Annotated in this window: 23 protein-coding genes; 14 read left to right on the top strand and 9 right to left on the bottom strand. The window is 70.9% G+C overall.

All coding sequences use genetic code 11. The annotated features are described in order from the left end of the window. Positions 1-62: 62 nt before the first annotated feature. Positions 63-1,508: a DNA recombination protein RmuC gene (locus J7I44_RS07885; protein WP_245188036.1), complete on the bottom strand. Its 1,446-nt coding sequence runs from the start codon at positions 1,506-1,508 to the stop codon at positions 63-65. 46 nt (positions 1,509-1,554) lie between these two features. Beyond that, entirely contained in the window at positions 1,555-2,625 is a 1,071-nt protein-coding gene (locus J7I44_RS07880; RefSeq protein ID WP_245188044.1) for a DNA topoisomerase IB, read from the bottom strand. Between the two features lie 121 nt (positions 2,626-2,746). On the opposite strand from J7I44_RS07880, the gene J7I44_RS07875 reads away from it, so the two are divergent. The 5 genes from J7I44_RS07875 (at position 2,747) to pgaD (ending at position 9,735) form a co-directional block, all read left to right on the top strand. Then, on the top strand, positions 2,747-3,940 hold the full coding sequence (locus tag J7I44_RS07875; protein ID WP_209618587.1) for an NAD(P)/FAD-dependent oxidoreductase: 1,194 nt from the start codon (positions 2,747-2,749) through the stop codon (positions 3,938-3,940). A gap of 180 nt (positions 3,941-4,120) precedes the next feature. After that, positions 4,121-6,175, top strand: a complete 2,055-nt coding sequence (pgaA, locus tag J7I44_RS07870) for a poly-beta-1,6 N-acetyl-D-glucosamine export porin PgaA (protein ID WP_209618584.1) — start codon at positions 4,121-4,123, stop codon at positions 6,173-6,175. A 1-nt stretch (position 6,176) separates the two neighbouring features. Beyond that, complete coding sequence (pgaB, locus tag J7I44_RS07865; protein ID WP_209618581.1) at positions 6,177-8,012, top strand: poly-beta-1,6-N-acetyl-D-glucosamine N-deacetylase PgaB; 1,836 nt, start codon at positions 6,177-6,179, stop codon at positions 8,010-8,012. A gap of 2 nt (positions 8,013-8,014) precedes the next feature. Further along, complete coding sequence (gene pgaC, locus J7I44_RS07860) at positions 8,015-9,271, top strand: poly-beta-1,6-N-acetyl-D-glucosamine synthase (RefSeq protein WP_342451879.1); 1,257 nt, start codon at positions 8,015-8,017, stop codon at positions 9,269-9,271. Beyond that, positions 9,268-9,735: a poly-beta-1,6-N-acetyl-D-glucosamine biosynthesis protein PgaD gene (pgaD, locus tag J7I44_RS07855; RefSeq protein ID WP_209618578.1), complete on the top strand. Its 468-nt coding sequence runs from the start codon at positions 9,268-9,270 to the stop codon at positions 9,733-9,735. Before pgaC ends, pgaD begins: the two co-directional genes overlap by 4 nt. Before the next feature lie 74 nt (positions 9,736-9,809). Here the strand turns inward: pgaD and J7I44_RS07850 are convergent, their stop codons facing one another. From J7I44_RS07850 to J7I44_RS07835, 4 genes are all read right to left on the bottom strand, one after another. Next, complete coding sequence (locus J7I44_RS07850) at positions 9,810-10,997, bottom strand: class I SAM-dependent rRNA methyltransferase (protein WP_209618575.1); 1,188 nt, start codon at positions 10,995-10,997, stop codon at positions 9,810-9,812. A gap of 123 nt (positions 10,998-11,120) precedes the next feature. After that, entirely contained in the window at positions 11,121-11,555 is a 435-nt protein-coding gene (locus tag J7I44_RS07845; protein ID WP_209618572.1) for a hypothetical protein, read from the bottom strand. 69 nt (positions 11,556-11,624) lie between these two features. Next, positions 11,625-12,569, bottom strand: coding sequence for a serine/threonine protein kinase (locus J7I44_RS07840; protein WP_209618568.1), 945 nt, complete (start codon positions 12,567-12,569; stop codon positions 11,625-11,627). Between the two features lie 181 nt (positions 12,570-12,750). Then, a complete protein-coding gene (locus tag J7I44_RS07835; protein WP_209618565.1) occupies positions 12,751-13,188 on the bottom strand; it encodes a hotdog fold thioesterase in 438 nt (145 codons plus the stop codon). A 30-nt stretch (positions 13,189-13,218) separates the two neighbouring features. On the opposite strand from J7I44_RS07835, the gene J7I44_RS07830 reads away from it, so the two are divergent. Continuing rightward, the gene (locus J7I44_RS07830; protein WP_209618562.1) at positions 13,219-14,310 is read left to right on the top strand and encodes a 2Fe-2S iron-sulfur cluster-binding protein; all 1,092 of its coding nucleotides are present in this window, start codon (positions 13,219-13,221) and stop codon (positions 14,308-14,310) included. Positions 14,311-14,328: 18 nt separating this feature from the next. Here J7I44_RS07830 and J7I44_RS07825 read toward each other — a convergent pair whose 3' ends face one another. The 3 genes from J7I44_RS07825 to J7I44_RS07815 all read right to left on the bottom strand — a co-directional run bounded on the left by J7I44_RS07825 (position 14,329) and on the right by J7I44_RS07815 (position 15,917). Further along, the gene (locus J7I44_RS07825) at positions 14,329-14,772 is read right to left on the bottom strand and encodes a rhodanese-like domain-containing protein (protein WP_209618559.1); all 444 of its coding nucleotides are present in this window, start codon (positions 14,770-14,772) and stop codon (positions 14,329-14,331) included. A gap of 227 nt (positions 14,773-14,999) precedes the next feature. Next, positions 15,000-15,413: a hypothetical protein gene (locus J7I44_RS07820; RefSeq protein WP_209618554.1), complete on the bottom strand. Its 414-nt coding sequence runs from the start codon at positions 15,411-15,413 to the stop codon at positions 15,000-15,002. Between the two features lie 27 nt (positions 15,414-15,440). Then, positions 15,441-15,917: a YiiD C-terminal domain-containing protein gene (locus tag J7I44_RS07815; RefSeq protein WP_209618550.1), complete on the bottom strand. Its 477-nt coding sequence runs from the start codon at positions 15,915-15,917 to the stop codon at positions 15,441-15,443. Between the two features lie 81 nt (positions 15,918-15,998). Between J7I44_RS07815 and J7I44_RS07810 the strand changes: the two genes are divergently transcribed. The 8 genes from J7I44_RS07810 (at position 15,999) to mddA (ending at position 26,698) form a co-directional block, all read left to right on the top strand. Beyond that, on the top strand, positions 15,999-16,751 hold the full coding sequence (locus tag J7I44_RS07810; protein WP_209618547.1) for a uroporphyrinogen-III synthase: 753 nt from the start codon (positions 15,999-16,001) through the stop codon (positions 16,749-16,751). Positions 16,752-16,910: 159 nt separating this feature from the next. Beyond that, positions 16,911-17,990 carry a uroporphyrinogen-III C-methyltransferase gene (locus J7I44_RS07805; protein ID WP_209618544.1) on the top strand — a complete coding sequence of 360 codons (1,080 nt, stop codon included), beginning with the start codon at positions 16,911-16,913 and terminating at the stop codon, positions 17,988-17,990. Next, positions 17,987-19,243 carry a heme biosynthesis HemY N-terminal domain-containing protein gene (locus tag J7I44_RS07800; protein ID WP_209618542.1) on the top strand — a complete coding sequence of 419 codons (1,257 nt, stop codon included), beginning with the start codon at positions 17,987-17,989 and terminating at the stop codon, positions 19,241-19,243. Before J7I44_RS07805 ends, J7I44_RS07800 begins: the two co-directional genes overlap by 4 nt. Before the next feature lie 2 nt (positions 19,244-19,245). After that, a complete protein-coding gene (locus J7I44_RS07795; protein ID WP_209618539.1) occupies positions 19,246-19,731 on the top strand; it encodes a hypothetical protein in 486 nt (161 codons plus the stop codon). Positions 19,732-20,111: 380 nt separating this feature from the next. After that, the gene (locus tag J7I44_RS07790) at positions 20,112-20,636 is read left to right on the top strand and encodes an ECF-type sigma factor (RefSeq protein WP_209618535.1); all 525 of its coding nucleotides are present in this window, start codon (positions 20,112-20,114) and stop codon (positions 20,634-20,636) included. A gap of 156 nt (positions 20,637-20,792) precedes the next feature. Then, positions 20,793-23,468: a serine/threonine-protein kinase gene (locus J7I44_RS07785; RefSeq protein ID WP_209618532.1), complete on the top strand. Its 2,676-nt coding sequence runs from the start codon at positions 20,793-20,795 to the stop codon at positions 23,466-23,468. An 862-nt stretch (positions 23,469-24,330) separates the two neighbouring features. Further along, complete coding sequence (locus J7I44_RS07780) at positions 24,331-25,761, top strand: c-type cytochrome (RefSeq protein ID WP_209618529.1); 1,431 nt, start codon at positions 24,331-24,333, stop codon at positions 25,759-25,761. Between the two features lie 130 nt (positions 25,762-25,891). Further along, positions 25,892-26,698 carry a methanethiol S-methyltransferase gene (mddA, locus tag J7I44_RS07775; RefSeq protein WP_209618526.1) on the top strand — a complete coding sequence of 269 codons (807 nt, stop codon included), beginning with the start codon at positions 25,892-25,894 and terminating at the stop codon, positions 26,696-26,698. Positions 26,699-26,993: the final 295 nt, after the last annotated feature.

Raw genomic sequence — 26,993 nt, 5'->3', positions numbered from 1 at the left:
CCCCCGCCCGCGGGGGAAGGTGCCCGAAGGGCGGATGGGGGAAGCCTTGCGGGAAACCACCCTCACTCGAGCGTGCTTTCCTCGACGTCGTCATCGAGTTCCGGCACTACGCCCAGCAATTGCTGGGTGACCTCGCCCGAGAGCGTCTCCACGCCGCGCAGCTTGCGCTCGATCGCCCGCGTGCGCACGCCGGTCGCATCGATGTGCTTGCCGGCCTCGTCGAGCTTTTTCTTGACCTTGTCCAGCACGTCGCCGAACTTGCCGAATTCGGTCTTCACCGCGCCCAGGATGTTCCACACCTCGGAGCTGCGCTGGGCGATGGCCAGCGTGCGGAAGCCCATCTGCAGGCTGTTGAGCAGGGCGCTCAGCGTGGTCGGACCGGCCACCACGACGCGATGGTCGCGTTGCAGCAGCTCGAACAGGCCGGGGCGGCGGATCACCTCGGCGTAGAGGCCCTCGGTAGGCAGGAACAGCACGGCAAAGTCGGTGGTGTGCGGGGCCGCGACGTACTTGGTCCTGATGCGCTTGGCCTCCTCGCGCACGCGCACCTCCAGCGCGCGACCGGCGACGGCGGCCGCTTCGGCGTCGGCCAGTTCCTGGGCTTCGAGCAGACGCTGGTAATCCTCGACCGGGAATTTCGCGTCGATCGGCAGGTAGAGCTGGGCGACGTCGCCCTGGCCGGGCATGCGGATGGCGAATTCCACTCGCTCGTTGGAGCCGGGTACGGTGACCACGTTGGATTCGTACTGCTCGGGCGTGAGCAGTTGCTCCAGCAGCGCACCGAGTTGCACTTCGCCCAGGATGCCGCGGCTCTTCACGTTGGACAGCACGCGCTTCAGGTCACCCACCCCGTTGGCCAGGCTCTGCATCTCGCCCAGCCCGCGCTGCACGGCTTCGAGCCGCTCGGACACCAGCTGGAAGGACTGGCCCAGGCGCGTTTCCAGCGTGCTCTGCAGCTTCTCGTCGACGGTGGCGCGCATCTGCTCGAGCTTGGCCGCATTGTCGTCCTGCAGCGCCTTGAGTTTGGCCTCCAGGGTGGCGCGCACTTCGCCCATGCGCTTTTCGTTGTCGGCGGTGAGCGCGGCCAGCTGCTGGCGCTGCTGATCGCTGGCGCGGGTTAGGGTGAGGACCATTTCCTCGCGACTCTTGCGTGCATCGTCGGCAAGGCGCTGGGCAAGGCCCTGCAGCCCGGCGTCGGTGCGCGTGGTAAGACCATCCAGGCGCTGGCCGAAGCCGTCGATGCGCTCAGCCTGCTGGCGCGACATGCCGCCCAGCTGCTCGGCGACGTGGGTGCGGAAGCGGTCGAAACCCTGCTGCAGTTCCTCGCGACCGGCGCGCTGCTCCTCGCGCAGCGTGCGTTCGAGGCGCTCGCCGTCGCTCTTCAAGGCGTCCAGACGGATGGCCAGGCCGTCGTCGGCACGGCCACGGCGCAGCAGCACCAGCTGCAACACGAGGATGGCGAGGGCGACCAGGAGCAGGAGGGCGAGCAGTACGTTGGCGAGGGGCATGGCAGGTTCCGGCAAGCTACAGGACCGGAGTTTACGCGCACCCGTCTCAACGGCCGCGACGCGTCGGCTTGAGGCGTTGCCGCAGGAAGCGCAGCGTGGCTTTTTCCAGCTCCCGCGGCTTGCCCGCGCAGGCCTGGGTGATCGCCCGCTGCAGGCTGCCGTCGCGCCAGCCCTCGAACACTTCCGGATGGATGTAGGACTTGCGGCAGACCGCCGGCGTGTTGCCCAGCACCTCGGCCACCTGCTTGACCGCGTCGACCAGCGCGTGGCGGCGGGCGCGTTCGCCACCCTTTTCCGGCAGCGGCGTGCAGGCCAGCACGCCGGCGGCATGGGCGGTGCCGCCCCAGGTGCGGAAATCCTTGGCGCTGAACGCCTCGCCGCAGGCCTCGTGCAGGTAGTCGTTGACCATGCCCGAGTCGACCGGCTGGCGCTCGCCCGCATCGTCCAGGTACTGGAACAGCCGCTGGCCGGGCAGGTGCTGCACGCGGCGCACGATCCGCGTCAGGCGCGAGTCGTCCAGTTCGACGTCCTGCTCCTGGCCGCTCTTGCCCTTGAAGCAGAAGCGCAGCCGGCCGCGTGCCACGCGCACGTGGCGCGAGCGCAGCGTGGTCAGGCCGTAGCTCCTGTTGGCGCGCGCGTAGCTTTCGTTGCCGACGCGGATCAGCGTCTCGTCCAGCAGGCGGACCAGCAGCGCCAGCACCTTCTCGCGCGGCAGGCCGGCCAAGGCGAGGTCCTTGCGGGTGCGCCGGCGCAACGTCGGCAGCGCGGCGCCAAAGGCGAGGATGCGGTCGAACTTGCCGTGGTCGCGCAGTTCACGCCAGTCCGGGTGGTAGCGGTACTGCTTGCGCCCGCGCGCATCGCGCCCGGTGGCCTGCAGGTGGCCGTCCGGGTTGGCGCAGATCCACACATCCTCGTAGGCCGGCGGGATGGCCAGCGCACGGATGCGCGCCAGTTCGGCCTTGTCGGTGACCGGCCGGCCGTCGGCATCGCGGTAGCCGAAGCCCTTGCCCCGCCGCAGCCGGCGGATGCCCGGCTGCGTGTCGCTGACGTAGACCAGGCCAGCCTTGCGTACCTGCGCGCGCAGGGCCGGGTCGGGATCGCTCGGGCGGGTGTTCATCGCCGGCAGTGTGGCGGGCGCGGCGATCAAGGCCGTGTGCAGGCCGGCTTTGCACCGCGTCGTCCCCCGTGCCAGTGGAACGGGCGCATCATGGCCGGAGGGCAGGCCACGGGAGCGGGACATGGAACACGCGTACGACTACCTGATCATCGGCGGCGGCATGGCGGGCGATGCGGCGGCCAAGGCGATCCGCGCGGCGGATGCGGCGGCCAGCATCGGCCTGGTCAGTGTGGAGACCTCACCGCCCTACGAGCGGCCGCCGTTGTCGAAGGCGCTGTGGAAGGGCGACAAGACGCCCGAAGCGATCGACCTGGGCACCGCCGCCACGGGCGCGACGCTGCACCTGGGGCGGCGCGTGCAGTCGCTGGACCGGGCCAGTCGCCGCGTCGGCGATGACCACGGCGACGGCTACCGCTACGGTCGCCTGCTGCTGGCCACCGGCGCCACACCGCGGCCGTTGCCCTTTGCCGGGGGCGACCGGGCGATCGCCTTCCGCACGCTCGACGACTACCGGCGCCTGCGTCGCCATGCCGTGGCGGGTGCGCACGTCGCCGTGGTCGGCGGCGGCTTCATCGGCAGCGAGCTGGCCGCCTCGCTCCGCGGCGTCGGCTGCAAGGTGACCCTGCTGTTCCCGGGCGCGTCGATCGGCAGCGGGCGCTACCCGCCGGCGCTGTCCGCGTTCCTGGACGACTACTACCGCGAGCGCGGCGTGGAACTGTTGTCGGGCGTCAAAGCGGTCGATGGCAAGGAAAGCCACGACGGCGTCGAACTGGTTCTCTCCGACGACCGGCGCCTGCGTGTGGATGCCGTCGCCGCGGGCCTGGGCGTGACGCCCGATACGGCATTGGCCGCGCAGGCGGGCCTTGAGATCGCCGATGGCGTAGTGGTCGATGGGCAACTGCGCACCAGCGACCCGCACATCTGGGCCGCCGGCGACATGGCCAACTTCTTCAACCCGTCGCTCGGCCGCCGGTTGCGCGTGGAGCACGAGAACGCGGCCGTCGAGATGGGCGCGCATGCCGGCCGCGCGATGGCCGGCGCCGGCGGCGACTTCACCACCCTGCCGTACTTCTACTCCGACCTGTTCGACCTCGGCTACGAAGCAGTCGGCCTGCTCGATGCGCGCCTGCAGGTGGTGGAGGACTGGAGCGAGCCGCACCGCAAGGGCGTGGTCTATTACCTGGACGATGGCCGCGTGCGTGGCGTACTGCTGTGGAACGTGTGGGGCCAGGTGGACGCGGCGCGTGAACTCATCGCGCAGGCAGGCCCTTGGCAACCCGCCTCGCTGCGTGGACGCATCCCGCACGACGGCTGAGGGCATGCCGTCCGGCCAGCGTCCGGCGCGACGGGAAGGACGTCTGGATGGCCAGTCGACAGCTGGCAAGCCGTAAAAGGCGCTGTGATAGAGTTCACAAAAACGCGCTCGCGCGCCGATCGACCGTCCGTCTTCCGGTAGCCGACCCGGCCAGAACGGACAGGACAGGGGGAAAACGGCATGGCCATTCAAGGCCCCATGTGGGTGGGCCGACGGCGTGTTGCGCTCGCCGTCGCCGTGTGGGCGGCGTTGCTGGCCGCGCCTGCCCGCGCCGGCGCAGCCGATCCGGCCGAGGCCGTCGCGACGATCGACCGCCTGCGTCAGGCCGGAAACTGGACCGGCGCACTGGCGGTGTGCGAGGACGCGCTGCGTGGGCACCCCGGGGATGCGCAACTGCTGCGCCGCCAGGTGCTGATCCTGGTCGACGCCGGCGCCGTCGGCCGCGCACGCGAGCTGGCGCAGGCGATGCCGGCCGATCCCGCGTTGCTCGCACGACTCGATGCCGATGTCGCCGCGCAACGCGCGCGTCGCGCGGCACGCGATCCGCTGGCACCGGGTGCCGATCCCTATGCCGCCGCGGATGCGGCGGTGCGCGAGCTCGACAGCCTGATCGCGCGCCACGCCGACGACCCGGTGATCGTGCGCCGCGGCCAGCTCGACCGGCTGGTGGCGTTGCAGGCGGCGGGCCGCCCGGTCGAGGTGGTGGCGGCCTACGACGCCATGCGCCCGGCGCAGCGCGAGGCCCTGCCGAGCTACGTGCTGCGGCCGCTCGCCGAGGCGCTGCTCGACCGTCAGCGGCCGGAGGAAGCCGCGCGCCTGCTCGAACGCGCCGGTCCGGCGAACCCGGGCAGCCTCTCCGACAGCGAGTCCGATCCGGCCATCGTATTGATGTACGCCTACAGCGAAGCCGGCCAGTACGCCAGGGCGGAGCAGGCCATCGATGCGGCCGCCGCAGCGCAACCGGTGTGGCTGCGCAAGCCGGGGCAGTCCGCGCCGGTGGCCAATCCGCACCGCAGCGAGGACGACCTCCACGCGGCGTTGCTGCGCGGCTATGCCGGCCTGCTGGCCCAGGCCCATGCGCGCCTGGCCGCGGGCGTGCGCGAGGCGCCGGCCAACGGGGCCTGGCGCCGCGAGCTGGCCAACAATGAGCGCAGCCGTGGCTGGCCGCGCCGCGCGGAAGCGGACCTGGCGATCGCGCACGGGCTGGACCCGCAGGACATCGGCGTGCGCCTGGGCCAACTGGAAACGCAGCGCGACCTGGGCGATTTCGCCGGTGTCGAACCGGGCCTGGAAGCGCTCGAGGCACGCTACCCGCGCAACGCCCAGGTGCAGCGCGCGCGTCGCGCCTGGGATCGCCAGCGCGGCTGGCAGTTCGATGCGGCGCAGACCTTTGGTCATGGCAACACCATCGACTACGGCGACCGCGACCAGAACACGTTCGCTTCGCTGGCCTCGCCGTTGCTAGCCGATCACTGGCGTGTCTACGCCGTCGCCCGCCGTGCACAGGCCTCGCTGCCCGAAGGCGACGCCCACCGCACGGACGCGGGACTGGGTGTGCGGGGCCAGTGGCGCGGCCTGCAGGCGTACCTGCAGGCGCTGCCGTCGCGCGGCACCGGCAGCGATCCGATGGCCGTGGAAGCGGGTTTCGACTGGTCGATCAGCGACCACTGGGCCTGGAGCACCGACGCCAGCAGCTCCGGCGCGGATATTCCGCTGCGCGCCCGCTACTACGGCATCCACGGCAGCACGCTGGACAGCACGGTCCAATGGCGCGCGAGCGAACGGCTTGCCGCTCGCCTGGGCGTGCAGGCGGCCAACTTCAGCGACGGCAACCGCCGCCGTGCGGCGGACCTGGGCGTCAGCGGGCGCGTACTGACCCGCCCGGGGCTGCAGCTGGACCTGGGCGCGGACCTGTATGCCTCGCACAACACGCTGGATGAGGCCGCCTATTTCAACCCCGCACGCGATGGCGCCGCCACCGTGAGCGCCCACCTGGACCACGTGCTGGCGGCCCGTTACGGGCGTACCTGGCACCAGCTGGTCGACGTGGCGATCGGCAGCTACGCACAGCAGGGCCAGTCGCCCGGCTGGGTCGCGGACGTCGGCTACGGACAGGCCTGGCAGCCGCACGAAGGGCTCGGCTTCGGCTGGCGTCTGGGCTGGCACAGCCAGCCCTACGACGGGCGGCGCGAAACGCGCGCTACGCTCGAACTGACCCTGCACTGGGGGGAGTGACATGCGCTACCTGATGCTCGCCCTGCTGCTCCTGCTGGCCATTCCCGTGCACGCCGGACGGCTGGTGATCCTGAGCTACCACGACATCCACGACGCCGCGCAGGGGCCGACCACCGATCCGGATGCGACCAGCCTGGACCACCTGGTCGCGCATCTGGAGTACCTGCACGCCAACGGCTGGACCGCGGTCAGCGCCTCGCAGGTGCGCGCCGCCGGGCAGGGCGGTCCGGCACTGCCGGACAAGGCCTTCCTGCTGACCTTCGACGACGGACTGGAAAGCTTCTACACGCGCGTCTACCCGCTGCTGCAGGCCTACCACTATCCGGCGCTGCTGGCGCTGGTCACCGGCTGGATCGAGACTGCGCCGGGTGACCGCCTGAACTACAACGGCCGCGACTGCGACGCCTCGTGTTTCGTCACCTGGGCGCAGGTGCGGCAGATGCAGCGCTCCGGCCTGGTCGAGATCGCCTCGCATACCCACGCCCTGCACGAGGGCATCCTGGGCAATCCGCAGGGCAACCTGCTGCCCTCGGCGGTGACGCGCCGTTATGACCCGTCCCGTGGAAGCTACGAAAGCGAAGCGGCCTGGCACGATCGCATCACCGGCGACCTCACGCGCAGCGTGGCGGCGATCCGCGAGCACACCGGGGTGGCGCCACAGGCGATCGTCTGGCCCTACGGCGCGTTCAATCGGCCGGGACGCGAGATCGCCGCGGCGCTGGGCATGGAGATGTCGCTGACCTTGGGCAACGCCGTGCCCGACCCGGTGCGCGACCACACGCTGGATCGCTTGTTGATGGGTGGCGATCCGGGCGTGGCGGACCTGGCCTGGCAGCTGCTGCCGAGCCATCCGGTCGAACCGCGGCGCGTGGTCCAGGTCGACCTCGACTATGTCTACGATCCGGACCCGGCGCAGCGCGAGCGCAATCTTTCGAAACTGCTCGACCGCATCAAGCGCATGGACGTCGACCAGGTGTGGTTGCAGGCCTACGCCGATCCCGACGGCGATGGCGTGGCCGACGCGCTGTACTTCCCCAATCGCCACCTGCCCATGCGCGCGGACCTGTTCGGGCGCGTGGCCTGGCAGCTGCGGACCCGGGCCGGCGTGCAGGTCTATGCCTGGATGCCGTCGCTGGCGTTGCGCCCGCGCGCGGATGACCCGGTCGCGGCATGGGGGTTGCCCGGCAAGGGCAAGGACGTGGCACGGCTGGACCCCTCGCAGCCGGCCGTGCGCGCGTGGGTCGGTGACCTCTACGAGGATCTTGCCGGCCATGCGGCCTTCGCCGGACTGCTGTTCTCCGACGACACATTGCTGCGCGACACCGACCGCCTGCACGATGCGCCACCACCCGGCCCCGCGCGCACGGCATGGCTGGTCGATTACACCCACGAACTGGTCGAGCGCGCGCGCCGCTGGCGGCCACAGCTGCGCACCGCGCGCAACCTGTTTGCCGCGCCCGTGCTCGATGGCAAGACCGAAGCGTGGTTCGCGCAGTCGCTGCCCGCGTTCGTGGCCGGTTATGACGAGGTGGGTCTGATGGCGATGCCGCAACTGGATCGCGCCCGACCCGACAAGGGATGGTTCGAACGCCTCGCCGGGGCCGTTGCCGCGGTGCCGGGTGCGCGCGAGAAGACCATGTTCGAACTGGCTACCCGGGACTGGCGCACACGCCAACCGATCGCCACCGCGACGGTGCTTGCCCGCATGCGCCTGCTGCAGGTCCACGGCGCACTGCACCTGGGCTACTACCCGGACGACTTCCCGGCCGACCACCCGCAGCTGGAACGCATCCGCCCGGGCATCTCCTCGGCTACCTATCCATACAGGGGGCGCTGATCGTGGAAACGACAAACCACACCCTGTCCGTGCTGCTCGACTTCGCCTTCTACTACCCGCTGGTGATGTCGATGCTGTGGATGAGCGGCAGCATCCTCTACTTCCTGCGCTGGGAGCGACGGCAGCCGCCACGCACCGAGCCCCAGCCGCTGCCCGAGCAGCCGCCGATCAGCATCCTGGTGCCCTGCCACAACGAGGGCACGCACATCCGCGAGACGATCGGGCAGCTGGCGCGCCAGCGCTGGCCGGAATTCGAGATCATCGCAGTCAACGACGGTTCCACCGACGACACCGGCGAGCAACTCGATGCGCTGGCGAAGGAAGTGCCCCAGCTGCGCGTGATCCACTTCGCCGCCAACCAGGGCAAGGCGATGGGCCTGCGCATGGCGGCGCTCGCGGCGCGCCACGAGTTCCTGGTGTGCATCGACGGCGACACCCTGCTGGACGAAAACGCCGCGCACTGGATGATGCGCCACCTGCTGGACAGCTCGCGCGTGGGCGCGGTCACCGGCAACCCGCGCATCCGCAATCGCTCCACGTTGCTGGGGAAACTGCAGGTCGGCGAGTTCTCCTCGATCATCGGCCTGATCAAGCGCGCCCAGCGTGTTTACGGGCGCATCTTCACCGTATCGGGCGTGATCGCGGCGTTCCGCAAGCGCGCGCTGCTGGACGTGGGCTACTGGAACGTCGACATGGTCACCGAGGACATCGACGTCAGCTGGCGCCTGCAGATGCGCCACTGGGACGTGCGCTACGAGCCTAACGCGCTGTGCTGGCTGCTCACCCCCGAAACCGTGCATGGCCTGTGGCGCCAGCGGCTGCGCTGGGCGCAGGGCGGCAGCGAGGTGCTGCTGCGCTACGCCAGTGGCCTGTTCAACTGGCGCCGCCGGCGCATGTGGCCGGTGGCGCTGGAATACCTGCTCAGCCTGGTCTGGGCCTACCTGATGCTGGTGGTAGTCGCGGTGTGGGCGGTGGGGAAATTTGTTCCGCTGCCGCCCGAGATCGCGGTGCCGAGCCTGCTGCCACGCTGGCACGGCGTCATCCTCGGCCTGACCTGCCTTACGCAATTCATGCTCAGCCTGGTCATCGACCGGCGCTACGAAACGCGCATCGGGCGCAACTACTACTGGATGATCTGGTACCCGATCGCCTACTGGATGATCAACACGCTGACCACCGTCGTCGCGTTCCCCAAGGCGCTGCTCAAGCGCCGCGGCGTGCGCGCGGTATGGGTCAGCCCGGACCGGGGGCTGCGATGAAAGCCGAAGGCTTCCTGATCCAGAACGAGCGCCGCCGCACGCCGACGCAACGCGCGCTGTCCTCGCTGGTCACGCTGGTGGCGTGGATGCTGTGGTTCTACCTGTGGCTGCCGGTGATCACGCTGGTCGCCTGGCTGGCCGGCGTGCGCACGGCCTGGATCGAGCTGTCGGCCGAGGCCTACGCGAACCAGACCAGCGACCTGCTGGCGATCCTCGGCTATGCACTGGTCAGTGCCGTGGTATTCGCCGGCTGGGCCTACTACAACCAGGCCCGCTTCGCGCACCGGACCCGCCGCCGGCAGGGGCCGGCCGCGGTGACGCTCGTCGAGGAAGCGATGGCGCTGGACGTCGACCCGCGCGAGGCCCAGGCCCTGCGCAACCAGCAGCACAGCACGCTGGTGTTCGACAAACATGCGCGGCCGATCGTGCGCCGCTCGGCGGACCGCGAACCGGAGATCGCCTGACAGGCACAGGGTGGGCTCGAGCCCACCCTCGGATCGGCGGCGATACAGCGGTGGGCTGAAGCCCACCCTACGCATCACTCGACGCGGCAGAACACTGCCTTGAGGTAGCGGCCCTCCAGCACGTCGGCACGCACCGGGTGGTCGGCGCCGGCGCCGGCCACCTGCAGCACCTGGATCTCGCGGCCGGCGTTGAGCGCCACGCGGCGCAGCATCTCCAGGAAATCCGCCTCGGCCACCAGGCCGGTGCACGAGCAGGTCAGCAGCAGGCCGCCGGGCGGGATCACGTCCAGCGCCAGGCGGTTCATCGCGAAGTACTTCTTCAGCGCGTCGAACACCTTGTTGCGGTCGCGCGTGAGCTTGGCCGGGTCGAGGATCACCGCGTCGTACTGCTCGCCACGCGCGGCCGCCTCGCGCAGCCACTCGAAGATGTCCGCCTGCTGGAAATCGATCGCCAAGTGATTGGCCGCGGCATTGGCGCGCGCGATCTCGAGGATGCCCGCGTCCATGTCCACGCCGACCGCCTCGCGCGCACCGGCGGCCATCGCATGCACAGCGAAGCCGCCGGCGTTGCAGCACAGGTCGAGCACGCGACGGCCGCGCGCGAACTCGGCGAAGCGGCGGCGGTTCTCGCGCTGGTCGGCGAAGAAGCCGGTCTTGTGGCCCAGCCCCGGGGCCGCGTGGAAGGCGAGTCCGTGCTCGTGTACCTGGACTGGCGCCGGCGGTTCGGGACTGCGGCAGTCGAAGGATTCCTGCTTCTGCACGTGGTTTTCGGCAAACCAGTACAGCCGCGCGCCGGGGAAGTGCTCGAGCAGCGCGGCATGGATCGCCTCGCGGAACTTCCACATGCCGGCGGCGAAGTACTCGATCACCAGGATGTCGGCGTAGCGGTCGACCACCAGGCCGGACAGGCCGTCGCCCTCGCTGTGCACGACGCGCCAGGCATCGCTGGCCTGATCCAGCTGAAGCAGGTCGCGACGCAGCTGCACGGCGCGGGCGATGCGGGCGGCGATCCAGTTCGCGTCGATCGCTTCGGACTGGGCGCTGGCGAGCAGGCGCAGCGCGATGCGCGCATGGCCGTTCCAGAAACCGCGGCCGACGAAACGGTCCTTGCTGTCCACCACCTCGACCACGCTGCCCGGCGGCAGCCGCTGCTCGGGCTTGTACACCTGCGCCGACCACACCCATGGATGGCCCGGCGCGCGGTCGGATTTGAGGCGGATGCGCGGCAGCGCGGTGGAGTCGTGCGGGATGGGGGTGTTCATCCGGCCATGATACCGGCACCGCCCACGACACCTGCAGGAGCGCCCTTGGGCGCGACCGCCATGCGGCAAGTTGCGTTGCCGCCGGACATGGCGGTCGCGCCCAAGGGCGCTCCTGCAATCCGGCTAGCGCAGCTTGAGGATCAGCCAGGACACCACCGCCAGCAGGTTCACGCCGATGCGCGACACCGACGGCCCGGCCACCGCCAGCACGAAGCCCTGCGTGCCGAAGTGCCAGTCCAGCCACGGCCGCGCCAGGTGGAAGGTGGTGTGGATGTTGAGGAAGGCCCCCGCGTGCAACGCATAGCTGAACACCGGCGTGGCGATCAGCGGCAGCTGCAGCAGTTGCGCCACGCGCGAAAACGCCACGCCGCGATCGCTCCCCTCGACCAGCCACACGCCTGCCAGCAGCACGAAGCCGAAGGCGATCAGCGCCAGCAGCGCGTGCAGCATGTCGAAGGTCGAGCCCATCCCCAGCAGGCGGCGCAGCGCGCCCGCGGCGCCGTACAGGCCACCGGCGATTTCGAGGATGCCGATCAGGCGGAAGAGGAAACTGCGCATTGAAGAGGTTCCGTGCACCGTGGACGAAAGCGCGGAGTGTGCCGTGTTTGCGGCGCAGCGTGTGCGACTTCAGTCCAGCGTGTCGATCAGTTCGTGCAGGTCGGCGACGTGTTGCTCCCACCAGCGTGGTTCGGCCGCGAACGGGAACGCGGCCGGGAACGCCGGGTCGGCCCAGCGCTGCGCGATCCAGCCGGCATGGTGCACCTGGCGCATGGCGCGCAGGGCGGGGACCAGCGCGAGCTCGGCGGGGTCGAAATCGCGCATGGCCGTGTAGCCCGCCAGCAGCGCATCCATCGCCGCATCGTCGTGCGCGAGCATCCACAGGTCCTGCACCGCCGGACCGGTGCGGGCGTCGTCCAGGTCGACGAAGTGCGGGCCGGCATCGGTCCACAGCAGGTTGCCCGGATGGCAGTCGCCATGCAGCCGTAGGGCGCGTACGGGACCGACCGCGTCCTGGCGGGCGGCCACCGCTTCGTCGAGCTGGCGCACGGCGGTGCGGTAGGCCTCGGCGAGGTGGGACGGCAGCAGGGGCGAGGCCAGCACCGCCTGCGCGGGGCGCTCGATCAGCGTGGCCCGGTCGATACGCTCGCGGTGGTCGAATGGCGAACGTGAGCCGACCGCATGCAGGCGCGCGATCAGGCGCCCCAGCCACTCCAGCTGCTCGGCTGATTCCAGCGAGGGCGCGCGGCCGCCACGGCGCGGGTAGAGCGCGTAGCGGTAGCCGGCGTGATCGAGCAGGGTGCGGCCGTCGAAGATGAGTGGCGCGACCACCGGCAGTTCGTCGGCGGCCAGTTCCAGCGCGAAGGAGTGCTCCTCGGCGATGGCTTGGTCGCTCCAGCGCCCGGGCCGGTAGAACTTGGCGATCACCGGCGCCTGGTCCTCGATGCCGACCTGCCAGACACGGTTCTCGTAGCTGTTGAGCGCCAGCAGCCGGCCATCCGGCCACAGGCCGCAGGCGCCGACGGCGTCGAGCACGAGGTCGGGGGTGAGGTTGGCGTAGGGGGCCGCGATCATGCGCCTGGCCCGCTCTTCCGGCCGGTGCGAGGGTCGGGGGCCGTCCCGGCGGAAAGGCTCCGCAAGGGCGAGGTCTTGCTTTGCACGCGTCGGGAGGCTTTCCCGGCGAGCCACGGCCCCTCACCCCGACCCTGCGCCCGCAGGGGAGAGGGAGCAAAGCGCGTGTGGGCCGGTCCGCAGCTCACCGCACCACCGCCCGCCGCGGCACCACCGCCATGGTCAACCGCGAGATGCACACCAGCGCGCCTTCCTCGTTCGCGATGCGAATCTCCCACACCTGCGTCGAGCGGCCCAGGTGGAGCGCCTTTGCCGTCCCGGTGACCACGCCCGAACGCGCGCCGCGCACGTGGTTGGCATTGATGTCCAGCCCGACCGCCACCTCCCGCTCCGGGTCGAGCGTCAGCAGCGCCCCGGTGCTGCCCAGCGTCTCGGCCAGCGCCACCGAGGCGCCACCGTGCAGCAGCCCGAACGGCTGGTGCGTGCGCGCATCCACCGGCATCGTGCCGGCGAGCCAGTCCTCGCCGATCGCCGTGAAGCGGATGCCGAGCACCTGCATCAGCGTGTTGTCGCTCCACGCGTTGATGCGCTCGAGGTCGGGTGCCTGCTTCCAGATCGCCATGGGAACGTGCCGCGCCAGGGAAAGCATGCATTGTCCGTCCACGGCCCTCGCGGCGACAATGCGCGGGTGTTCACCATCACCCTCCAGAACTCCGGCCGCACCTTTCCCGCCGCGCCGGGCGAAACCGTGCTCGAAGCGGCGCAGCGCGCCGGCATCGCGCTGCCGTATTCATGTCGCGCCGGCGTCTGCGGCAGTTGCAAGGCCACCCTGCTGGCCGGCGAGTGCGGCTATCCGCGCAATCCGCCGGTCGCGCTGAGCGGCAGCGCGATGGCGCGCCACGCGATCCTGCTGTGCCAGGCGGTGCCGGCCAGCGACCTGACCATCGCCGCGCGCGAGGTCACTTCGGTGGAAGACATCGCGCGCCGCCGCCTCACCGTCGAGGTGACCGGCAAGCAATCGCTGGCGCCGGACGTCACCGGTCTGGTGCTGCGTCCCGTGGCCGGCCAGAAACCGCTCAACTGGCTGCCGGGCCAGTACCTGGACGTGCTGCTGGAGGAGCGCAGGCGCCGGCCGTTCTCGATCGCCAGCGGACCGAAGCCGGACGGCAGCATCGAGCTGCACGTGCGGCACGTCGCCGGCGGCGGCTTCACGTCCTGGGTGCACGAGGGCCTGGCGATCGGCGCGCGGCTGCACGTCGAGGGGCCACTGGGCACCTTCGTGCCGCGCGAGGACTCGGAGCGGCCGATGGTGTTCATGGCCGGCGGCACCGGCTTCGCGCCGGTCAAGGCGATCGTCGAGCATTTCCTGGCGCTGCCCACGCGCCGGCCGATGGCGTTGTACTGGGGCGCGCGCAGCGCCGGTGACCTGTACCTGCGCGGACTCGCCGAGCGCTGGGCGCGCGAGGCGCCGAACCTTGCCTTCCACCCGGTCCTGTCCGACCCCGAGCAGGCCGCCGCCTCGGGCGTGCGCGCCGGCCTGGTGCACGAGGCGGTGCTGGAGGACCAGCCGGACCTGTCCGGCCACGAGGTTTACATGAGCGGTCCGCCGGCGATGATCGACGCCGGCCGGCAGACCTTCGCCGAGGCCGGGCTGCCCGACGAGCGGCTCTATTTCGATTCGTTCGAATACGCGCCCGATGTGCTGGCGCAGATCCTGGCCGGCCGCGCCGGGATCGGCGGATAGACGGCCAGCCGTCCCGGGTTACTTGTTGCCCTTGGCCAGCGGCAGCTGCGCCTGCTGCCAGGCCAGCACGCCGCCACCGAGGGTGTAGACCCTGGTGAAGCCGGCCTTGACCAGCCGCTGCGCGGCCTTGTCGGAGCCGCGGCCGTCCTTGTCCATCACCACCACCGGAAGGTCCCTGGCCTTGGCCAGGTCCTTGTGTTCGGGGTCGAACTGGCTGGGCAGCACGTGGCGCGCGCCGGGCACGTGCATCTTCTCGAAATCGGCGCGGGCGGACAGGTCCACCAGCAGGGGGGTCTCGCGGTTGATCAGCAGGGTCAGCCCGCCCGGGGTCAGCTCCTTGTACTTGCGCAGCAGGCGACCGAACTCCATCGCCACCAGCGCGAGCAGGATGATCACGAACAACGCCGACAGCGCGAGGTGGTTGCCCACGAAGGTGGGGAGCTTGTGCAGGAAGTCGTTCATGGCGGGTCTGGCCGGATGCGCAAACCGGCGATTATCCGGGACTGCACGAGCAGGCGCAAAGGTCGCCCCTCGCGCTCTGAAGCCCTCTCCCCGCCGGGGAGAGGGTTTGGGTGAGGGGCCGGGGCTCGCGGGGAAGGTCGGTGGAGCGACAGCTCTGGGGGGGCTCCGCTAAGGCCCCCCACTCCAGAGCTCTCCCCCGGTCATGACCGGGAGAGGCCGCCGAACACCTATTCCCGCGTGATATCCGGCAACCCGCTCATCAGCCACCAGCGCTTCTTCTGCGCGTCGTAACGCCAGCTCTGCCGATCGACCACGGTCCGCTCGGACTGTGTGTTCACGTTGACCAGGCTGATCTGCACCACCTGCCGCACCTGGTTCTCGCCGTCGGGCACGGGACCGGCGCCCTCGTCGTAACCGGTCACGCGCACCTGCTCGTAACGCGCCAGATCCAGCGAACTGACCGGATTGGCCTCGCGCACCTTCGGGTCGATGAACTGTTGCGCGCTCCGGAAGTCGCCCCAGCGCAACGTGCTGGCGTAGGCATTGAGCGTGGTGACCAGCGCCTGGTTGCGCTGGTCGGTGGCGCAGCCGGCGCAGAGCATCGCGACGAGCGCGAGCAGCGGGAACAGATAGCGACGCATGGACGATCCCCTTACGGAAACAGGATGTCATTGTGCCCCAGCGCGCCGCTTGGCGACGAAGCGGGCCTGCAGCGTGGCAGCCGGGCGAGCGCCACTGCCGGGTACTTCGCAGCGCACGTCGATGCGCGCCTTGCCGCGCTCGGCGAGCGTGGCGAAGAACGTCGCGAAGTCCGCATCCTCGGCCAGTCGCGCCTCGGCGCGGAAGTCGTCCCACACCGGCTCCAGGTAGCGCACCTGCGAGTCGCCGACGAACACGTCGCAGTCCTCGCCGCGCCGCTTCAGTTCGAGCTCCACCAGTGCCCAGCCGGCGAGTGTCATCACGCTGGCCAGGCTGCCGCCGAAGGCGCAGCCCTTGTCGTTCACGTTGGGCGCCAGCGGCGCGGCCAGCGCGAGGCGCTCCGCGTCGTAGCGGTGCAGGCGCAGGTCCATGGCGCGGGCAAGCGGGATCTTGTCGCGGATGAAGCTAATCAGTTCGTCGGCAAGCAGTCGGGAATCGGCAGTCACGGTTCGACACGGGGAGGGAAAGCGGCAAGTGTAGCGAGCGGCTTACACTGCCCGCCTGTTCCGGCTGCATGGGCCCACGCGGTGCCACACGCTTCCTCCTCCGGCGGGCTCGACGGCCGCGTGATCGTGATCACCCGTCCTGCCGGCACCGCCTCGGCCTTCGCGCGCCAGGTGCGCGCACGCGGCGGGGTGCCGCTGCTGCTGCCCGGGCTGGCGTTGCGCGCGGGCGAGGACGGCGCGCGCGCGGCGTTGCGCGAGGCCCTGCGCCAGGACGACCTGCTGCTGTTCACCAGCCCCGCCGCGGTGCGCTTCGCTGCCGCGCTGGCGCCGTTGCGCACGCGCGCTTCGGTGCTGGCGGTCGGGCAGGGCACCGCCGCCGCGTTGCGGCGCCATGGCCTTGCCGTGCAGGCGCCCACGCGGCAGCAGGACAGCGAAGGCCTGCTCGACCTGCCCGCGCTGCGTGATGTGCAGGGTCGCGGCGTGGCGCTGATCGGCGCCTCCGGCGGCCGCGGCCTGTTGCAGCAACGTCTGCTCGATGGCGGCGCGCGGCTGCGCGAAGTGTGGGTCTATCGGCGCACCGCGCCGCGGCTGGACCGCCGGCACGTCGAGGCGGTACGGCAACTGCGCCCGGGCGCCCGCGTGCTGCTGTCCAGCGCGCAGGCGCTTGCGAACCTGCATGCGGGCCTGCCGCCGGATGCGTGGGCGCGTCTGTGCCACGCCGTCGCCGTGGTCAGCAGCGAGCGCCTGCAGGCCGCCGCGCGCGAGGCGGGCTTCCGCCACATCCGTCGCGCCCCCTCGGCGATGCCCGCCGATCTCCTCAGCGCCTCCCGCTGACCCTGCAGGAGCGAACCCTGTGCGCGACCGCCATGCACAGGGCCCGGAGCCGGCCTGCCGCGCGTCGCGGTCGCGCGCCGAGTGCGCTCCAGCCCTGGCCGCCGACGGCTTCACACGGGTCATGCGAACCCCGCCAAGCGGCCTGCTAGCATGGCGCGCATGAACCAAGACGACCTCGCTTTCGATCGTCCCGCCGCGCCGGTTCCGGCCGCCGCCCCGCGTCCCGCGCCCGCCCCACGCCGCGGTGGCACGCTCGCCCTCGCGCTGCTGATCGGCCTGCTCGCGCTGGTCCTGGCCGGCTACGTGGCCTGGCGCCAGTGGCAGCAGATGCAGGGCGCGGCCAGCGACCACCTCGACCAGCGCGTGGGCCACCTGGAAGACACCCTCACCACGCTGGGCGACGAGCGCTCCTCGCTGCGCCAGCGCCTGGGCGACGCGGAGCAGGTCAACCGCAGCCTGCGCGAGGAAATGCTCGGCCAGTCCGAGCGCCTGCGAAACCTGGAGGACGCGGTCGCCAAGCTGTCGGAAAAGAGCCTGTCGGGCCACGACGCGATGCTGCTGGACGAAACCGAAACCCTGCTGCGCATGGGCCAGCAACGCTACGCGTTGTTCCATGACGCACAGGGCGCGGCGACCGCCTACGCACTGGCCGACCAGGCACTCGCCGCGGTGAACGACGGTGCCTTCTCCGGCGTGCGCCAGAGCCTCGCCGCCGAGCGCGAGGCGCTGGAGCAGAGCGTGCCGCGCACCCGTGCGATCGACACCCTGCAACAGCTCCGTGGTGCCGTCGGGACGCTCCCGCTCAAGCGCGAGGACACCGCCACGGTACCGGCCAACCCCGGTGCCTGGGCGCGCATCCGCCATGCGCTGGGCAGCGTGGTCAACGTGCAGCGCGACAACGGCGCACCGCTGGCGGTGGCCGATGCGCGCTTCGCGCGTGAGCTGACCGCGCTCGACCTGGCCCAGGCGCAGGCCGCGCTGCTGGCCGCCGACGTCGACGCCGTGCACGCCGCCATCGTTCGCGCGCAGGCAAGCATTGCCGCGCAGTTCGACACCGCCGAGCCGTCCGTCGCGCACGTCCAGGCCGAGCTGGCGAATCTCGCCTCGACGCTCAAACCCGCCACGCCGGTGCAGTTGGGCGCCGCGCTGGCCGAACTGCGCAACCTGCGCGCGGTGCACGCGCTCAAGGCGGTCGATGCCACGCCGGCACGCGCGGCCAGCACGGGGCAGCGGCCGTGAAGCTCTGGCGCTGGCTGTTGCTGCTGATCGTGGTCGCGGCGCTGGCCGCGTTCGGCTGGCACTGGGTCGCCGAGGACCCGGGTTACGTGCTGGTGCGCCTGCGCGGCTGGCGCGTGGAAACCACCGTGGTCGTCGCGCTGGCGATCGTGGTGCTGGCCTGGGCGCTCCTGGCCGGCCTGTGGCGGCTGGCGCGCTGGCCGTTCGGCGCGATGTCGCGGCGGCATCGCCGGGTCAGCCGCCAACGCCTGGGTGGCGGCCTGGTCGCGCTGATGGAAGGTCGTCATGGCGAAGCCGAGCGCGACCTGGAGCGGGCCGCCCGCCTGGATGAATTGCGCGGCCCGGCGCTGGTCGCGGCCGCCGAGGCTGCCTCGCGCCGCGGTGAACCGGCGCGCGCGCTGGAAACACTCAACCGGGCCGGCCAAGTCGCGCCGCAGGCAGCGCGCGTGGTACGCGCGCGGGTGCTGCGCCGTGACGGCAAACCCGCCGAGGCGCTGGCGCTGCTCGGCCCGGAAGCCGACAGCGGCAGCCTCACCCCCGGTGGCTGGCACGAACTGGCGCTGGCGGCGCTGGCCGCCGGCGAACCGCGACGCGCGCTGGCCGCGCTGGAGCCGCTGCAGAAGAGCGGCGCGCTCGGCACGCAGCGCTACGCTGCGCTGGAAACCCAGGTACTGGTCGCTGCCCTCCTCGCCGCGCCCGACGGCCAGGCGCTCAATGCGCTGTGGTCGCAACTGCCCAAGGGCCAGCGCCGCGCGCCCGCGGTGATCGACGCTTATGCCCGCCGCGCCGCCGCCTTCGGCCTGGCGCTGCCCGCGATGGACGAACTCGAATCGGCCCTGCGCCGCGAGTGGTCGCCGCAGCTGGCCGAAACCTGGGGCACGCTCGAGGGCGACGACCTGGACACCCGTCTGCGCCGCGCCGAAGCCTGGCTCGACGCCCATCCGAACGACCCGGGTCTGCTGCTCGCACTCGGCCGCATGTGCGTGCGCCAGCAACTGTGGGGCAAGGCGCGCACCTACCTCGAACGCTCGCTCGCCATCGCACCCAGCCCCGGCGCCTGGGAAGCGATGGGCGACGCCTGCATCGGCCAGGGCGACATTCCGCTGGCCCAGCGCTGTTACCGCAACGCGCTGGCGCTCACCCGCGGCGATGCCACGCTCGACCTGCCGCGGGACGGCCGGCTGTCCCATCCGGACACGCGCTCGCTGGCAGTGGAAGAGCGCGACGAGCACGGGATCCCGCGATTGCGGAAGTGAACGTGCGCGGGAGTCTGCGGCCATTGCTGGGCGTTGCCATGCTCGTCTGCGGCCTCGGTACGGCTGCCGCGGCTTCCGACAGCAGCGGGTACCTGCACAGCGCGTTCCAGGAGACCTACGCGCGCGCCCAGATAGGCCATGCCACCACGCTTGGCGGTGCCTACGACCAATCGCTGCGCGAGGGCCGAACGGCAGACACGCTCGCAGCAATGTTCAAGGCCTGCGTACGGCAGCACCCGCAACCAGCGGCCGCCGAATACCTGCTTGTCGGTTTCGTGCTGCAGGACGGGCGCATGGTCAACACGCAAGTGGCGCCGGCCGACGAGCTGGGCATCTGTTTCGCTCGCGCCGTGGCAGGGCTCGCTTTCCCGCCACCCCCGGCACGCTATGTTCCCTGCGCCGTCGCGCTCAGGTTCGATGGCAGGACGCTGCAGCAGCTATCGGCTTTCCCGTCGGCGGAGGCGCCGCCGCCGCCACCGGCCTGGTGAACAACCGACCTTTGCGCTTTGCCGGAGGAGTGCATCGCGTCACCCCAGACCTCCCGCACGTGCCTGATCAACGCCGGTCTCGGAGCAGCGCGGGCCGCTTCAACCGGATGTCCTTACCGCGCACGCGAAAGTCCGTTCCGGTTCATCCAGGCGGGATGGAATGACTGGCATTCGCGGTTGAAAAGCGTCTCCCGCTTTCGCGGCAATGACGCCGGGGAATGGGGGAGTCCAGGTCCCCATGCCGGGACGGAACGCCGACCGGGCTCCGACCAGCAGAGCCTGACCGGCATGGGTGAGTCTGCTTGGCGAGCCAACGGCTTCCCCACCCCCAAAGGCGTACCATCCCCCCGTTGAGACCTGCCACAGCGGGGTGCTTCGCGATGCCCACGCCCACGTCGCTCGACCAGTCGGCCGAGGCGCTGTTCGTCACGGTCTACGCGCGCCTGAAGGCGATGGCGGCCAAGCAACTGGCCAGCCGCCGCAACGCCACCCTGGACACCACCGAGCTGGTGCACGAGCTTTACCTGCGCATGGGCCAGCGCGAGGGCCTGCAGTTCGAGCACCCGGCGCAGTTCTTCAGCTACGCCGCACGTGCCATGCGCCACCTGCTGATCAACCGCGCCCGCGACCGCCTGCGGCTGTGCGCCGGCGGCCAGTGGCAGCGCGTCACGCTGGACGACCAGTCGCTCAGGCTCGCGCTGGACACCGCCGAGCAGGCGCTCGCGCTGGACGCCGCGCTGGACGAGCTGGAGCAGGCCGACGCGCGCGCCGCGCAGGTCGTCGAACTTCGCTTCTTCGCCGGCCTGAGCCTGGAGCAGGTCGGCGAAACGCTGGGCCTGTGCCGCCGCACCATCGACCGCGACTGGCGCTTCGCCCGCGCCTTCATCAAGGCCCGCATGGATTAGGGCCCCACGCGAAGCGCGAAGAAAGCCGCAAAGGGGCGAAGCGACCCCACCCTCTGCCGCCGATGTGCCCGCAGAAGAGCGAGACTGGCGACAGGTCGCAAACCGCACCCATCCGGGGTTTATCGATGGGCAGGGCCAACCGTCAGGAGAGGCGCCGTGGCATCCATACCGTCGTTGCGCGACTTGTTCGAAGCGGCCCTGCCGCTGCCGGAACGCGCGCGCGCGCGCCTTCTCGCCGAACGCTGCCCCGACCCCGGCCAGCGCGCGCAACTGGAACGCATGCTGGCCGCCGACGCCACCGAGGGTGAGTTGCTCTCCACGGGCGACGCGGCGCGGGCCGCGCAGGCGATCGGCGATGCCAGCGTCAGCGACGCGCTTCCGGCGGGCAGCACGATTGGCCCGTTCGAGCTGGTCGAGGTACTGGGCGAGGGCGGTTCCTCCACCGTCTTCCGCGCCTTCCGCGAGAGCGAAGGCGTGCGTCAAGAAGTGGCGATCAAGTTGCTCGCACGCGGCCTCTACACCGTCGAGTCGCAAAACCAGTTCCGCCGCGAGCGCGAGGCACTGGCGCGGCTGCGCCATCCTGGCATCGCGCGGCTGATCGAGGGCGGCATCACCGACGGCGGCCAGGCTTATATCGCGCTGGAACTGGTCGATGGCCAGCCGATCACCGGCTACGCGCGCGAGCGCCGGCTGGCCCTGCGCCAGCGGCTGGTGCTGTTTCTGATGGTATGCCGCGCGGTGGAGACCGCCCATCGCGCGCTCATCGTGCATCGCGACCTCAAGCCCTCCAATGTCCTGGTCACCCCCGAGGGCGACGTCAAGCTGCTGGACTTCGGCATCGCCAAGCTGCTCGACGAAGAGATCGATGCCGCTCCGCGTACGCAGCATTGCGCGCTCACCCCGGCGTACGCCGCACCGGAGCAATTCGCCCAGCAACCGATCACCACCGCCACCGATGTCTACGCCCTGGGCATCCTGCTGGACGAGCTGCTCAGTGGTCGCCGCCGCGCCGCCAGCACCGCCACCACGCCACCGTCGCGCACCGACACCCCGACCCTCGCCGGCGCCTACGGCCTCACGCCCTCGCCAGCCGCCGTCGCGCCGCTGCGACGCAAGCTGCGCGGCGACCTGGACAACATCGTGCTGAAGGCCGCGTGCCCGGAGCCCGAGCGGCGCTACACCTCCGCCGGCGCGCTGGCCGAAGACATCGAACGTCACCTCGACAGCCAACCGGTGCAGGCCCATCCACCCTCGCGCTGGTATCGGGCGGGCAAGTTCGCCGCGAGGCACCGCGGCGGCGTGGCGATCACCGTCACGTTCCTGCTCGCCATCCTCGTCTCGCTCTCGGCCGCGCTGTGGCAGGCGCGCGCGGCGCGGCACGAAGCGCAGCGCGCCGAGGCGATCCGCGACTTCGTCGTCGACCTGCTCGGCAGCACCGCGCCGGACGTGCCCGCCAGCCAGCGCCCCGACGTGCCGACCCTGGTCTACAACGCCGCCGAAAGCCTGCCACAGAAACTGCGCGACCAGCCCGACCTGCACGCCGAACTGCTCTACACACTCGGCAACGTGCTGCGGGACATGGGCGACCCAGAGCGCTCGGAGACGTTGCTGCGGGCTGCCGAAGCCAACGCCGCGACGCTGCCCGAGGCCTCCTCCGTGCGCGTGCAGACCGGCATGGGCCTGGTGCGCACGCTGGTCCGCCTAGGCAAGTACGACGAAGCCGCGCGGCACCTGGCCCCGTTGCTCGCCATCGCGCCGCGGCGCCTGCCCTCGGACGTGTCGCGCGCCGAGCTGCTGAAGATCGCCATGGCGGTCGAGGACGGCCGCGGCCACATGGTGCAGGCGGTGGCCTACGGCCGCCAGATGATCGCCGCCTATCGCGCCGACTGCGCCGCCGGGACGCGGTGCGACCAGCTCGGCTTCGCCACCCACGACCTCGCCAGCGTGTTGCTCGATGCCGACCGCATCGCCGAGGGGCGCGCGCTGGCCGACGAGGCGCTGGCGCGCAAGCAGCGTGACGCCACGCCCATGAGCCTGGCCAACACGGTCGAGCTCGAGTCGAAGATCGCGCTCTACCGCGGCCAACTCGATGCTGCCGAGGCCGACGCGGTCAAGGCCCAGGCGCTGGTCGATTCGCTCGGCGACAGCCTGCACCGCAAGCCGCTGGAGCCGCGCGTGCAGCGCATCGACGTATTGCTCGCGCGCGAGAACGCCACCGACGCGCTGGCCCAGGTGCATGCGCTGCTCGACACGCAGCGCGCACGCGAGTCGTCGCGTTGCTCGATCGCATGGAGCGAACTGCAGCAATCGCGCGCCCGGCTTCTTCTGCGCCAGCCGCAGGAGGCCGTTGCCGCCGCGACGCGTGCATTGGCCGACGGCGCCACCTGCCAGCGCGCCCGCACCGTCACCGTGGCGCTGGCCGGCATCGAGCACGGCCGCGCACTGGCTGCCGCGGGCGACCGTAGCGGCGCCGAGGCGGCCTACGCCAGGGCGGCCGCGTTCAACGCCCCCGTGCACGCCGACGACCCCTTGTCATGGCCGCTGTACCTGATCGACACCACCCGCCTGGCCAGCGCCCTGGGCCACGATGCCGCCGCCGGACGCACCGCACGGCAACTGCTCGCCGCGCTGGATCGCGCGCAGGCCCCGCCCAGCCATCCCTGGCGCCTGGAAGCGCAACTCACCCTCGCCGCCGCCGCGGCCGGAGCGCCCCGCGTCGCCGTGATCGACAACCGCGCATTCGACACTGCGCTCGGCCGCATCCACGCCTGGCCGGTCGGCGCCCGCCTGGCTCAGTGGCGCGCCGGGCTCAAGGCGAACGCCACCAGGTAACCCCGCGCTTGAACCCTCTCCCCGGCGGGGAGAGGGCGCTGATCGTGCTCGAATGGCGATGGCCCTCGACACATCCCGCGCACCGACACTTGAACCTTCTCCCCTCCGGGGAGAGGGCAGGGTGAGGGGCCGGGGCTCGCCGGGGAGGGCGTCGGTGCGGCGGCTTTTCACAAACTTTGGACGAGGTGGTTCCTCGCCAGTGCGACCCCTCACCCCAACCCTCTCCCCGGCGGGGAGAGGGAGCTGATCCGGCGCGCATGGCGATGGCGTCGACAGATCCTGCCCACCGCCACTTGAACCCTCTGCCTTGCGGGGAAAGGGATCTGATTGCGCTCCAATGGCGAGTGCGTCGACACACCCCGCGCACCGCCGCTTGAACCCTCTCCCCTCCGGGGAGAGGGCAGGGTGAGGGGCCGGGGCTGGCGGGAAGCGAGTCGGCGCGGCGGCTTTTCAGAAGCTTTGGACGAGGTGAGTCCTCTGCAGTGCGACCCCTCACCTCAACCCTCTCCCCGGCGGGGAGAGGGAGCCGATTGCGCTCGAATGTTGAGTGCGTCGGCACACCCGGCGCACCGCCGCTTGAACCCTCTCCCCTCCGGGGAGAGGGCAGGGTGAGGGGCCGGGGCTCGCGGGAAACGTGTCGGCACGGCGGCTTTTCAGAAGCTTTGGACGAGGGGTGGTTCCTCGCCAGTGCGACCCCTCACCCCAACCCTCTCCCCAGCGGGGAGAGGGAGCTGATCCGCTCGAGTGGCGATGACTTCGAACACCTCCCTCGCGCCCCATGTCGCACTTCCCCGCCGCCCAGTGTTCCCCGTCGTGCCACGCCCTTTGCAACCCGGCGCCACCGACACACGGGAACCACCACATGTCCACCCTCTACGCCACTCGACCCGCCGCCACCCGGCGACTGGCCGCCACCCTTGCCGCGCTCCTGCTCGGCGCGAGCGCGGCCCACGCCCAGCAGGCCAATCCCGCGCGCGGCAATCCGCTGGCATCGCCCGACGATTCCGGCTGGGTGCAGACCACCACGCCCACCGGGCGCATCGACCACAACAACGCCTTCTTCCAGGGCTTCGGCAGCAACGGCCGCACCTGCGATTCCTGCCATCGCCAGGCGCAGGGCTGGTCGGTGACGCCGCAGGAGCTGCGCCAGCGCTTCGCCCGCACCAGCGGCATGGATCCGATTTTCGCCCCGGTCGACGGTGCGGTCTCGCCGCTGGCCGACGTCTCTTCCGTCGAAGCCCGCCGCAGCGCCTATGCCTTGCTGCTCAACCGCGGCCTGATCCGCATCGGCATGCCGATCCCGCCCAACGCGCAGTTCCGCCTTGACGGGGTGGACGACCCGTACGGCTACGCCAGCGCGCACGAACTGTCGCTGTTCCGCCGCCCACTGCCCTCGACCAACCTGATCTGGCTCACTGCCGTGATGTGGGACGCGCGGGAGACCTTCACCCCGTTCAACCCACCGATGGACGCCGGCATCGACTTGCAGGACCTGCGCAGCAGCCTGGCCCAGCAGGCACGCAACGCCATCCTCGGCCACGAACAGGCCGCGCGCGCCCCCTCCGACGCGATCATCGACAGCATCGTCGAGTTCGAGCTGCACCTGGTTACCGCGCAGATGGACGACAAGGCCGCCGGCCGACTCAACGAGGCCGATGCGCTGGGTGGCCCGGCCATCCTCGCCCTGCAGCGCTTCTGGATCGGCATCAACGACACGCTGGGCAATGACCCGACCGGCGATGCGTTCGACGAGAACGCCATGCACCTGTTCGACAACTGGGACGACCCCGGTCGATCCGGCCGCGACCGCCGCGGACGCGCCCGTGCCGCCATCGCCCGCGGCGAGAAGCTGTTCAATGCCATGCGCATGAACATCACCGGCGTCGCGGGCTTGAATGACGTCACCGGCAAGGCGCTCATCCGCGGCAGCTGCAGCAGTTGCCACAACGCGCCCAACATCGGCAACCACTCTGTCGCGTTGCCGGTGAACATCGGCATCGCCGACGCCAGCCGGCGCACACCCGACCTGCCGCTGTACACGCTCACCAACCTTGCCACCGGCAAGCGCGTGCAGACCACCGACCCGGGCCTGGCGATGATCACCGGCAAATGGTCCGACATCGGCAAGTTCAAGGGCCCGATCCTGCGCGGCCTGGCCGCGCGCGCGCCCTACTTCCACAACGGCTCGGCCGCCACCCTGGGCGACGTCGTCAACTTTTACGACACCCGCTTCCAGATCCACATGAGCGCGCAGCAGAAGCGCGACCTGGTGGCGTTCCTGTCGGCCCTCTGAGCGCCAACCATCCCGCCGGGGAAAGGTGCCCGAAAGCCGGACGGGGCGCGCCCCGAGCCCATCCCGTCATCCCGGCGATCGGCCCTGTTCCTCCGTCCACCACCGGCTCCCTCACATCGAGATTTCCGCCATGTCACGCCTGCTTGCCCTGCTATACGGTGCCGTCGCCTACGCGGTCTTCCTGCTCACTTTCCTCTACGCCATCGGCTTCGTCAGCGGCCTGGGCGTGCCGCGCACCATCGACGACGGCCTGACAGACACGCCAGCCGTCGCGCTGGTGATCGACCTGCTGCTGCTCGGCCTGTTCGCTGTTCAGCACAGCGGCATGGCCCGCCCGGCGTTCAAGCGCTGGTGGGCGGGCTACGTTCCCGCGCCGATCGAACGCAGCACCTATGTGCTTGCCAGCAGCGTGGCGCTGATCCTGCTGTTCTGGCAGTGGCGCACGCTGCCGCTGGTGATCTGGCAGGTCGACAACCCACCGGCCCGCTGGGCGCTCTACGCCCTGGCCGCGATCGGCTGGCTGCTGGTGCTGACGGGCACTTTCGTGATCAACCACTTCGACCTGTTCGGCCTGCGCCAGGTGTGGTCCTACGCGCGCCGGCGCGGGCCTGAGCGCGATGCGCCCTTCGTCACCCGCGCCTACTACCGCATCGTGCGCCACCCGCTGATGCTTGGCTTCCTGATCGCATTCTGGTCGACCCCGGACATGACCGCCGGGCACCTGCTGTTCGCCCTGATGACCACCGGCTACATCCTGCTCGCCGTCAGGTTCCTGGAGGAGCGCGACCTCATCGCCCAGTACGGCGACACCTACCGCAGCTACCAGCGCGACGTACCCATGCTGCTGCCATGGCGATTCACGCGCGGGCAGGGCGGTGCGTCGACCGGCTGCCCGCTGGGACACGCGGCCGGCAATTCGGAACACCTGCCGCACTGAGCCCGGGCCCGCAGGGTGGGCTTCAGCCCACCCTCACGGCGAGGCCGTCACCGGCCTCGCCAACACAAGGTCCCGTTGGGGATCGCTTCCCACCGCAAACACGTGATCGCCCACCTCGGCGAAACCGAACTTCCGGTACGTGGTGGCTCATGGACGGATCGTCGCGTGGAGGTTGGGCTAGGCTCCCAAGCCGTCTTGCGCGTCGCCTACCGGGAATCGCCAAGTGATCCTTCCCCCGTTTACGGGGGAAGCAACTGTGTTGCCGGTCAAGTGCTGTGGAGGGCCGGATCGAAGC

The sequence above is a fragment of the Frateuria flava genome, from assembly GCF_017837635.1.
In the GTDB taxonomy this organism is placed as follows: domain Bacteria; phylum Pseudomonadota; class Gammaproteobacteria; order Xanthomonadales; family Rhodanobacteraceae; genus Frateuria_A; species Frateuria_A flava.
This window is presented reverse-complemented; position numbering and strand designations above follow the sequence as displayed.